The organism is Mycobacterium sp., assembly GCF_032161845.1.
Classification (GTDB): domain Bacteria; phylum Actinomycetota; class Actinomycetes; order Mycobacteriales; family Mycobacteriaceae; genus Mycobacterium.
Genome location: NZ_JAVRQA010000205.1, coordinates 1 through 10,902 on the forward strand (window position 1 = coordinate 1; position 10,902 = coordinate 10,902).

Below are 10,902 nucleotides of genomic sequence, written 5' to 3' on the forward strand. Positions count from 1 at the left end.
GATCGAAGCCGGCCAGGTGAGAGTCCTCGCCGTCTCGGGCGATGAGCGTGTCGAGGGCGTCGATGCGCCGACGCTGAAGGAAGCCGGCGTCAATCTCACGTTCACCAACTGGCGCGGAGTCCTTGCCCCGCCGGGCATCTCGGACGAGTCGAAGCAGGCTCTGGTGAAGGTTCTCGAACAGCTGCACGCCACCGACGCATGGAAGGAGGCCCTGGTGAAGAACGGCTGGAGTGACGCGTTCATGACTGGAGCGCCATTCGAACAGTTCCTCAAGGATCAAGATCAACGGGTCTCGACCACACTGACCGAATTGGGACTGCTATGACGGAACCGATCGAGAAGCCGCAGCCCGCAGCGGTTCCGCAGGAGCGTTCGGTAGACCGCTCTCAGTACCTGGTGTGTGTCGTGCTCGTCGCGGTCGGCGCCTTCATCATCTACGACGCGCTCAACCTTCCAGGTGGCTTCGCCAAGGTGGATCCCGTTGGCCCACGGCTCTTCCCGATGATCATCGGGATCGGACTGCTGCTGATGGCGGCCATTCTGGCGATCGTCATCCCACGCGGATCGCGGGGTGAGGCCGACGCCGGGGAGGACATCGACCCGGATCTACCCAGTGACTGGCGCACCGTCGGGCTGCTGGTGGCGATCTTCATCGCGACGATTCTGCTGGTGATGCCGCTCGGTTGGGCCATCACCGGCGCCCTGATGTTCGCCGCGTGCGCAACGGTTCTCGGTAGCAGGCACTACGTCCGCAACATCGTGATCGGCGCGGTTCTGAGCGTCACGAGTTTCTACGCGTTCTACTCAGGGCTCGGAATCCCGCTGCCCGCAGGCATCTTGGATGGGATTCTGTAGATGTTGGACAATCTGGGCTGGCTGCTCCAGGGCTTCGAGCAGGCCGCGACGCCGATGAATCTGCTCTACGCCATGATCGGCGTGCTGTTGGGGACGGCGGTCGGGGTCCTGCCCGGCATCGGACCCGCGATGACGGTGGCACTGCTGCTGCCGATCACCTACAACGTCAGCCCCAGCGCGGCGTTCATCATGTTCGCGGGCATCTTCTACGGCGGCATGTACGGCGGGTCGACGACCTCGATCCTGCTGAACACGCCGGGGGAGTCGTCCTCGGTGATCACCGCGATCGAGGGCAACAAGATGGCCAAGGCGGGCAGAGCCGCGCAGGCGCTTGCGACGGCAGCCATCGGGTCGTTCGTCGCAGGCACCATCGGCACGCTTCTCCTTGCGCTCTTCGCCCCGGCGATCTCGCGCTTCGCCGTCACCCTCGGCGCCCCGTCCTACCTGGCGATCATGTTGTTCGCACTGGTTGCGGTGACGGCCGTGCTCGGCTCGTCGAAGCTGCGCGGCGGCATCTCGCTGTTCCTCGGGCTGGCGATCGGGCTGGTCGGCATCGACTCCCTGACCGGGCAGGCCAGGGCCACGTTCGGCCTGCCGCAGCTTTCCGACGGTATCGACATCGTCGTCATCGCGGTGGCGATCTTCGCGCTCGGTGAGGCGCTCTGGGTGGCCGCGCACCTGCGGCAGAAGCCCGCCGAGGTGATTCCGGTCGGCAGGCCGTGGATGGGCAAGAGCGATTGGCAGCGGTCCTGGAAGCCGTGGCTTCGCGGCACCGCGTACGGCTTCCCGTTCGGAGCGCTGCCCGCAGGCGGTGCGGAGCTGCCGACGTTCCTGTCCTACATCACCGAGAAGAAGCTCTCCAAGCATCCCGAGGAGTTCGGCAAGGGTGCCATCGAGGGTGTCGCAGGGCCGGAGGCGGCGAACAACGCCTCGGCGGCAGGCACTCTGGTGCCGATGCTGTCGCTCGGCCTTCCGACGAACGCGACCGCCGCGGTCATGCTGACGGCGTTCGTGTCCTACGGAATCCAGCCTGGCCCAACGCTCTTCGACAAGGAGCCGCTGCTGATCTGGACACTGATCGCGAGCCTCTTCATCGGCAACTTCCTCCTGCTGGTGCTGAACCTTCCGCTGGCGCCGCTGTGGGCGAAGCTGCTGCGCACGCCGCGGCCGTATCTCTACGCGGGCATCCTGTTCTTCGCGACGCTCGGCGCCTTCGCCGTCAACATCCAGCCGCTTGATCTGGTGCTGCTACTGGTGTTCGGTCTGCTCGGGCTGATGATGCGGCGCTTCGGATTACCGGTGCTTCCGTTGATCATCGGTGTCATCCTCGGGCCGCGCATCGAACGTCAGCTTCGGCAGAGCCTTCAGCTGGGCGGGGGCGAATGGGGCAGCCTGTTCACCGAGCCCGTCGCGATCGTCGTGTACGTCTGCATGGCACTGCTGCTGCTGGCGCCGCTGGTGTTGAAGCTGATGCACCGCAGCGAGGAGACCCTGCTGCTCGTCGAGGATGACAAGGACCAGAGAGAGAAGGCCCAGGCGTGACCACTGACGAGCGCTCGCGCGAGGAGCATTACAACGAGCGCTCGCGCGAGGAGTCGAAATGATAGTCGTCGGATACACCGCCGATCAGTATGGCCAGGCAGCACTCGAGCACGCCATGACCGAGGCTTCGCTTCGGGGGACGGGCCTTCTGGTCGTCAACTCGACCAAGGGCGACGCGTACGTCGATCCGGCCTTCGCCGGTGCGCCAGAGGTGCACGACGTCGAGGAGCGGCTCAAGAACAGCGGGCTGGCGTATGAACTGACCCAGCCCGTCGGGGTCGATCCGGTCGACGAACTGCTGACGGTGATGGACCGCCCCGACGCCGAACTCTTGGTGATCGGGATCCGGCACCGCAATCCCGTCGGCAAGCTGCTGCTGGGCAGTGTCTCCCAGCAGTTGCTGCTCGAATGCCACAAGCCCGTGCTGGCGGTCAAACCCGCACCGTAGGGCCTTATCTGCATGGTCGTAAATTTATGGTTTGGGGCACTTTCCGCGGGGTAATCCCGGGGAATGGTCAATTCCCGCGCCACCGCCAACGAGGTTCAGGACAACGCTTGGTTCGAGCGTGTCGCCCGTGGCGGCTTTGCGGCGAGCGGAGTGCTGCACCTACTGCTGGCGTTCATCGTGGCGCAGCTCGCTCTCGGCAGTGGCGGCAACGCGGATCAGTCCGGGGCGCTGGCCACCCTCGCCGCGCAGCCCGGCGGCGCGGTCATGCTGTGGGTCGCCGCCGTCGTCCTTGCCGCCCTCGGCGTGTGGTACCTCCTCGAGACGTTTCTCGAGCACGACGCCAAGCACCGGGTGAAGTCCGCCGCCGTCGGCGTGGTCTACCTTGCGCTTGCCGTCTCAGCCGGCAAGTTCGCCATGGGCAGTGGTAAGTCCAGCGGTCAGCAGAACGCGGGCCTGAGCGCGCAGATGATGCAATCCATCTGGGGCAAGGCGGTTCTGGTGGTCGTGGCGCTCGTCGTGATGGCCGTGGGCGGCTATCACGTCTACAAGGGCGCCAGCAAGAAGTTCCTCAAGGATCTCAACGTGTCGGGCGGCACCGGGATCACCTGGGTCGGAATCATCGGTTACGTCGCCAAGGGACTGGTTCTCGCGGGTGCGGGCGTCCTGGTCCTCGTCGCCACGTTCACCGCCGATCCGGCGAAGGCCTCCGGTATCGACGCCGCGGTGAAGACGCTTGGCAGCGCGCCGTTCGGGAAGATCCTTCTCATCGTCGCCGCGCTGGGCCTAGCCGCGTACGGCGCCTACGGCTTCATCCGGAGTCGTCACGCGGACATGTGACGACTCAACCGCATTCGAGGGTCAGGCGGATCGACCCATCTCCGTCGGCGGCCACGGGGTGCGAGCAGACTCCCGGTCCGCTGCCGCCGATCTCGGCGCCGGATCTCAGGTCGAAGGCCCGCCCGTGCAGCGGGCACACCACCGCGTCGTCGTCGGTGAGGCCGTCGGCGAGGGGTCCACCCCTGTGCGGGCAGGTGGCACCGAGCGCCCGCAACGAACCATCGCGCATCCGGTAGACGGCGATCTGTTGGCCGTCGACGGCGTACGTGCGCCCCTCGCCGAGCGGGATCTCCTCGACCCGGCCGATCGCGACGTCGGTCATGGGCGCACCGGAACCTGGGGGAGCGGCAGCAACGGCAGCGACGCGCGGAACTGGCCCTCGCTCGCGGGCTCGCGACCGTCCAGCCACGGATCGCGATATGCAGCAACGGATTTCGCCATGTTGGCGTCCAGCTGCGCAGCTAGGCCGTCGGCGTCGTCGACCACCACCGCGCGGATGTGGTCGATTCCGACCCGCGGCACCCACGCGTAGGTGCGCTCCAGCCAGTTGGCGTTCTCCCGGTAGTACTGCAGGAAGCGACCGGTCAGCGTCATCACCTCGGCCGCACTGTCGACGGTGGCCAGCAGATCCCCCTTGCGGATGTGGGCACCAGCCGCACCGCCGACGTACATCTCCCACCGACCGCCGTCGACGGCGACCACGCCCAGGTCCTTGCACAGTGCCTCCGCACAATTGCGCGGACACCCGGTGACGGCGAGCTTCATCTTTGCCGGGCTCGCCAAGCCCTGGTAGCGCTCCTCGATGGCGATGCCCAGTGCCGTCGAATCGCCGACGCCGAAGCGGCAGAAGTCGCTGCCAACGCATGTCTTCACGGTGCGGAAGCTCTTGCCGTAGGCGTATCCCGACGGCATGTCCAGATCGGCCCACACGCCGGGCAGATCCTCCTTGCGGATGCCGAGCAGATCGATGCGCTGACCGCCGGTGAGCTTGATCATCGGGACGGCGTACTTGTCCGCGACCTCGGCGATCCTGCGCAGCTGGTGTGAGTCGGTAACGCCACCCTTCATCTGCGGCACCACCGAGAACGTTCCGTCGCGCTGGATGTTGGCATGGACCCGGTCGTTGATGAAGCGCGCGTCCCGCTCGTCGACGAACTCGTCGGCCCACATCGTCTCCAGCAGTGAGGACAATGCCATCTTCGATCCAGCGTCGGACCTGCCGTCTGGTGCCAGCGCCGCGAAAACCGATGACACCGAATGCAATTGGAGCTCGCGGATCATCCGCATCAGCGCCGGCTTGTCGTAGGGGAGGCTAGGGACATACCAGCTGGCCGACGGATCGTCGGCGACTGCGCCGCCGGCGGCCCACTCCACGACCTGCGCCACCAGCTCCTTGCAGGAGCCGCAGCCCTTGCCCGCCTTGGTCGCCTTCATCACTCCGGTGACGGTGTTCTCGCCGCCACGTACGCATGCCACCAACGCGCCCTTGGAGACGCCGTTGCAGTTGCAGACCTGCGCGTCGTCGGAGAGTTCGGCCACTCCGACCGCCACCTCCGGGGTGCCGATGTCGAACATCATCGACACGCGTTCCTCGGGAAGCGCCAGCCCACTGTCGAAGGCCTGCGTCAGGAACGAGACCTTGCTGAGGTCCCCGACCAGGGTGGCGCCGACGAGCTTTCCGTCGCGGATGACGATCGTCTTGTAGACGCCGTGGCGCGGTTCGGAGAATTGCACGAACTCGTCGTCGGGCAACTCCGGGCCCTTGAGGCCCATCGAGGCGACGTCGACGCCCGCCACCTTCAACTTGGTCGCCGTGCGCGAACCATGATATGCCGCAACGGAGTTGGTGCCCGTCAGGTGGTCGGCGAGCACGGCGGCCTGCTCCCACAGCGGTGCCACCAGGCCATATACCTGACCGCGGTGCTGGGCGCATTCGCCGACGACGTAGACGTCGTCGGCGTCGATCGAGCGCATGTGATCATCGACCACGATCGCGCGTTCGACGGTCAGACCCGCGCGTTGGGCAAGCCCGACGTTGGGGCGAATGCCGGTGGCGATGACCAGCATGTCGCAGTCGATCGAACTGCCGTCGGCGAAGACGATTCCGGTGAGTCGGCCGTCGGAGGACGTGGTGACCTCGACCGTGCGCTTGTCGACGTGCACCGTGATGCCGATGCCCTCCACGGACCTGCGCAGGATCGCTCCGCCGGGATCGTCGAGTTGGGCGTTCATCAGGGTGGGACCGGCGTGGACGACGTCGACGACCAGTCCGCGGTTCTGCAGGCCGCGGGCAGCCTCGAGGCCCAGCAACCCGCCGCCGATCACCACCGCCTTGGTCCGGTGGGCGGCCTCCGAGATCATGCCGATGCAGTCGTCGAGAGTCCGGAAGCCGAAGACCCCGTCGGTCAGGTTCTTGTCGTCGGCCCACAACCCCGTCATCGGCGGGAAGAACGACCGACTGCCCGTCGCCAGGATGAGCCGGTCGTATTTGGTGGCCGAGCCGTCGTCGGAGTGGACGATGTGCGCATACGGGTCGACGCGGACCACCCGGACGCCGGCCCGCAGGACGATCCCGTTCTCGGCGTACCAATCCACCTCGTTGAGGTAGATCCCGCTCGCGTCGTCGCTGCCCGCGAGCACGTTGGACAACAGGATCCGGTTGTAGTTGCCGTACGGCTCGTCACCGAAGACGGTGATGTCGAATTGCTCGGCACCACCCCTGGCGAGGATCTCCTCGACCGCGCGGACGCCTGCCATCCCGTTGCCGACTACGACGAGCTTCTTGAGCCCGTTCTCGGTCATTGAACCTGCACCAGGCCGAGGTCGACGATGACCGTTCCGCGGCATCCGCCGGGAGCCGCGACGAAGAGTTCGAGCACCGTGTCGGCGAGCAGATCCTCGACCACTCGAAGCGCGACGTGGGTGGCACCCTTTGCGGCGATTGGGAAGTAGCGCATCGGTTTTCCGTCGCGGAAGAGCACGACGGCGATCATGTCCTTCGTGGAGTTGCCGCCCCGGAAGTACAACGGTTGGGTGACGGCACCGGCGGGGACCGTGTAGCGCAGTGATTCATCGATCAGCAGCGGCTTGCCCAGCCCGTTGCCCTCGAATTCGAAGGGGCCCTGCAGGAATACCGGTGTGCTGCCGTCGCTCATCGCACCGAAGCTAAATCGGTTGTGTTACCGCACCGTTTCGCAGGTGTCTCCGCTGTGGTCCACATCGCCTCACCCGCACCCCTCATTGCATGTGAGGCACTGTTGACACGGGGGACATGGCAGGGCAACTGGCCCGGAATGGCCTGGGCATTGACTCGACTCAACAACCTGCCTAGGAGAGTCGCATGCCGTTCACCCGTGACCGCAACATCGAGCATTGGGATGCCGAAGACGTCGAAGCTTGGGACGCCGGTGGGAAGAGCGTCGCACGGCGAAATCTGATCTGGTCGATCATCGCCGAGCACGTGGGCTTCTCGGTCTGGTCGATCTGGTCGGTGATGGTGCTGTTCATGCCCCAGGCCGTCTACCACATCGACGCCGCGGGCAAGTTCTACCTGGTGGCCATGCCGACGCTGGTCGGTGCCTTCATGCGGATTCCGTACACCATCGCGCCTGCTCGCTTCGGCGGGCGGAACTGGACCATCGTCAGCGCCGTGCTGCTGCTCATCCCGACGGCGCTGACGCTGTACGTCATGACGCAGCCGGGCACGACGTACACGACGTTCATGATCGTGGCTGCCTTCGCCGGCTTCGGCGGTGGCAACTTCGCGTCGTCGATGACCAACATCAACGCGTTCTATCCGCAGCGGCTCAAGGGCTGGGCGTTGGGGCTCAACGCTGGTGGCGGCAACATCGGGGTGCCGGTGATCCAGCTGATCGGGCTGTTCGTGATCGCCGTGATCAGCAACACCGCTCCCGAAATCGTCTGTGCCATCTACCTCGTCGCGATCGCCCTGGCGGCACTGGGTGCGGCGATCTGGATGGACAACCTGCGCAATCAACGCTCGAACCTCGGTGCCATGGCAGAAGCGCTGCGGTACAAGCATTCCTGGGTGATGAGCTTCTTGTACATCGGTACCTTCGGCTCTTTCATCGGCTTCAGCTTCGCCTTCGGCCAGGTCATGCAGATCAATTACCTGGCGGGTGGCGACAATGCCGCGCAAGCCTCGCTGCACGCCGCGCAGATCGCCTTCATCGGGCCGCTGCTCGGTTCCATCGCGCGTCCGTTCGGAGGAAAGCTCGCCGACCGCGTCGGCGGCGGCAAGATCACGCTGTACACCTTCGTGGCGATGATCTTCGCCGCGGGCGTCCTGGTGGCGGCAGGCGTCCGTGACGACGCCCTCGCCGGCGCCCCGTCGGGCGGGCAGATGACTGCCTACGTGGTCGGTTTCATCCTGCTGTTCGTCCTGTCGGGCACCGGAAACGGCTCGACCTACAAGATGATCCCGTCGATCTTCGAGGCGAAGGCTCAGGGCCAGGAGGGCTGGAGCCGCGAGGAGAAGGCAGCATGGTCGCGCAGCATGTCTGGCGCGCTGATCGGATTCGCCGGAGCGGTCGGTGCACTGGGCGGCGTCTTCATCAACATCGTATTGAGGGCGTCCTACGTGGGTGACGCCAAGTCGGCAACCAATGCGTTCTGGGTGTTCCTCGGCTTCTACGTCATCTGCGCCATCACCACGTGGTTCGTCTTCCTGCGGATGAAGACCGTGGCGCACGCGGGTGAGCACGTCGGCAGGGCGGCCGTGCCGGTCGGCGCGGGCTAATCCGCATGACGGTCACGACCCGTACCGCGTGCTCGTACTGCGGTGTTGGCTGTGGCATCGAGGTTCAGACCAAGACCGATGCCGCGACCGGCAGGCCAGTCATCGCAAGGGTGTCGGGGGACAAGTTGCACCCCACCAACTTCGGCCGCCTGTGCACGAAGGGTGCGACGCACGCGGAGCTGATGGCGGCCAACGACGACCGGCTCGCCTCTGCCCTGATTCGGCCGTCCCGCGGCGAGCAAGCCGTGCCCACTCCGGTCGACGAGGCGGTCGCCGAAGCCGGGCGGCGGTTGCGGGCCATCGTCGACGAGCACGGACCTGATGCGATTGCGCTGTACGTCTCCGGTCAGATGTCGATCGAGGCCCAGTATTTGGCGACCAAGCTCGCCAAGGGCTTCCTGCGCACGGTGCACATCGAGTCGAACTCCCGGCTATGCATGGCCAGTGCGGGAACGGGATACAAGCAGTCGCTCGGTGCGGACGGCCCGCCGGGTTCCTACACCGACTTCGACTCGGCGGATCTGTTCTTCGTCATCGGCTCCAACATGGCCGATTGCCACCCGATTCTGTACCTGCGCATGATCGATCGCCTCAAGGCCGGAGCCAAGCTCATCGTGGTGGATCCGCGCCGCACGACGACCGCGGACAGGGCCGACCTGTTCCTCCCCATCCGGCCTGGAACGGATCTGGCGCTGCTCAATGGGCTGTTGTACCTGCTGGTCGAGTCCGGCGAGATCGACCGCGAGTTCATCGCCGAGCACACCGACGGCTGGGACGCGATGCCCGCCTTCCTGGCGGACTACCCGCCGGACGTCGTCGCACAGATCACCGGCCTGTCCGAAGCCGACATCCGAAGGGCCGCGGCGATGATCGCCGAAGCGGGCGAGTGGATGAGTTGCTGGACGATGGGGCTCAACCAGAGCACCCATGGGACGTGGAACACCAACGCCATCTGCAACCTTCACCTGGCGACCGGCGCCATCTGCCGCCCCGGCAGCGGTCCCATGTCGCTGACCGGGCAGCCGAATGCCATGGGCGGTCGCGAAATGGGTTACATGGGCCCGGGTCTGCCCGGCCAGCGCGCGGTGACGTCGGCCGACGACCGAGCGTTCGTCGAGCGCGGGTGGAGCCTGGAGCCAGGCACCATCCGTTCCGACGTTGGGCCGGGAACCGTCGAGATGTTCAAGCAGATGGCCGACGGTGCCATCAAGGCGTGTTGGATCATCTGTACGAATCCGGTTGCCAGCGTGGCGAACCGCGAGACCGTGATCACCGGTTTGGAATCCGCCGAGCTGGTCATCACCCAGGACGCCTATCGCGCCACGGCGACGAACCACTACGCCGACATCGTCCTACCCGCGACGCTGTGGGCCGAATCCGACGCAGTCATGGTCAACTCGGAACGCAACCTCACCCTGCTGCGGCAGTCCATCCCGCCCGCGGGCGACGCCAGGCCCGACTGGTTGTTGATCTGCCAGGTCGCCGAGCACCTCGGCTTCGGCGAGCACTTCGCCTATGAGTCGAGTTCTCAGGTCTTCGACGAGATCCGCGAGTTCTCCAATCCCCGAACCGGTTACGATCTGCGCGGCGTGAGTTACGACCGGTTGCGGGAGACCCCGGTGCAGTGGCCTGCGCCGCCGCTGGCTGATCCAGGTGGCGCCGATGATCGGCATCCGATCCGCTACCTGAACGACGGCGTCAGCCAGAACCCATTCGTCGACGAGAACGGGCATCGCCCCAAACTGGCCTTTCCGACCCCGTCTCGGCGGGCGGTGTTCCACCCCCGCCCGCACCTGGACGCGCGAGAAATGCCCGACGACGACTATCCGATGGTGCTGAACACCGGTCGCCTGCAACACCAGTGGCACACCATGACCAAGACGGGCAAGGTGGCCAAGCTCAACAACCTCGACAACGGGCCGTTCGTCGAGGTCCATCCCGACGACGCGGCGGCCCAGGACATCGTCGAGGGGCAGCGGGTCGAAGTCACTTCGCGCCGCGGTCGAGCCGTGCTGCCTGCGGTGGTGACCGACCGGGTGCGTCCAGGCAACTGCTTCGTGCCGTTCCATTGGAACGACGAGCACGGCGAATACCTCACCATCAACGCGCTCACCAACGACGCCGTCGACCCCGACTCCTTGCAGCCCGAGTTCAAGGCGTGCGCAGTCGCACTGCGGCCGGTACCCATGAAGTTGGAGTTGGCCAGCCCGGCGGGGCTTGGCCTGGAGGGGCTGGCGCCACCGACGCTCGACGATGCCGAGAAGACCTATCTCGCAGGCTTCTTCGCGGGGATCCCGGGTGGCCGACCCGGCGTACCCGTGCTACCACCGACCGCGCCGGTCCGGCCAGACGTGCGGTTGTGGATCGACGGCATGCTCGCAGGCGCACATTCCCGTACCCCTGGTGCATCGGAGCCCGTCACCGACGGTCCACTGGTCCTGTGGGCGTCGCAGACCGGCAA

10 protein-coding genes are annotated in these 10,902 nt (G+C 66.0%); 7 read left to right on the forward strand and 3 right to left on the reverse strand.

The window, feature by feature from the left end:
* From QOD90_RS12090 to QOD90_RS12110, 5 genes are all read left to right on the forward strand, one after another.
* Positions 1–325: Bug family tripartite tricarboxylate transporter substrate binding protein (locus tag QOD90_RS12090; RefSeq protein WP_526349931.1), on the forward strand; the 325-nt coding region annotated here is incomplete at its 5' end.
* A complete protein-coding gene (locus QOD90_RS12095) occupies positions 322–855 on the forward strand; it encodes a tripartite tricarboxylate transporter TctB family protein (RefSeq protein WP_526349933.1) in 534 nt (177 codons plus the stop codon). The genes QOD90_RS12090 and QOD90_RS12095, both read left to right, overlap by 4 nt.
* Positions 856–858: 3 nt before the next feature.
* Positions 859–2,397: a tripartite tricarboxylate transporter permease gene (locus QOD90_RS12100; RefSeq protein WP_526349949.1), complete on the forward strand. Its 1,539-nt coding sequence runs from the start codon at positions 859–861 to the stop codon at positions 2,395–2,397.
* 58 nt (positions 2,398–2,455) lie between these two features.
* Positions 2,456–2,845, forward strand: coding sequence for a universal stress protein (locus QOD90_RS12105; protein WP_526349935.1), 390 nt, complete (start codon positions 2,456–2,458; stop codon positions 2,843–2,845).
* A gap of 63 nt (positions 2,846–2,908) precedes the next feature.
* Positions 2,909–3,682, forward strand: coding sequence for a DUF1206 domain-containing protein (locus tag QOD90_RS12110; RefSeq protein ID WP_526349937.1), 774 nt, complete (start codon positions 2,909–2,911; stop codon positions 3,680–3,682).
* 4 nt (positions 3,683–3,686) lie between these two features.
* Here the strand turns inward: QOD90_RS12110 and QOD90_RS12115 are convergent, their stop codons facing one another.
* The 3 genes from QOD90_RS12115 to QOD90_RS12125 are packed head-to-tail and all read right to left on the reverse strand — an operon-like array spanning position 3,687 to position 6,837.
* Entirely contained in the window at positions 3,687–4,004 is a 318-nt protein-coding gene (locus tag QOD90_RS12115) for a Rieske (2Fe-2S) protein (RefSeq protein ID WP_526349939.1), read from the reverse strand.
* The gene (gene nirB, locus QOD90_RS12120; protein WP_526349941.1) at positions 4,001–6,484 is read right to left on the reverse strand and encodes a nitrite reductase large subunit NirB; all 2,484 of its coding nucleotides are present in this window, start codon (positions 6,482–6,484) and stop codon (positions 4,001–4,003) included. The genes QOD90_RS12115 and nirB overlap by 4 nt, the downstream gene beginning before the upstream one ends.
* Positions 6,481–6,837, reverse strand: a complete 357-nt coding sequence (locus QOD90_RS12125; protein WP_526349943.1) for a molybdopterin oxidoreductase — start codon at positions 6,835–6,837, stop codon at positions 6,481–6,483. The genes nirB and QOD90_RS12125 overlap by 4 nt, the downstream gene beginning before the upstream one ends.
* Positions 6,838–7,022: 185 nt before the next feature.
* Between QOD90_RS12125 and QOD90_RS12130 the strand changes: the two genes are divergently transcribed.
* Both QOD90_RS12130 and QOD90_RS12135 read left to right on the forward strand, forming a co-directional pair.
* A complete protein-coding gene (locus tag QOD90_RS12130) occupies positions 7,023–8,441 on the forward strand; it encodes a nitrate/nitrite transporter (protein WP_526349945.1) in 1,419 nt (472 codons plus the stop codon).
* A 5-nt stretch (positions 8,442–8,446) separates the two neighbouring features.
* Positions 8,447–10,902: nitrate reductase (locus tag QOD90_RS12135; RefSeq protein WP_526349947.1), on the forward strand; the 2,456-nt coding region annotated here is incomplete at its 3' end.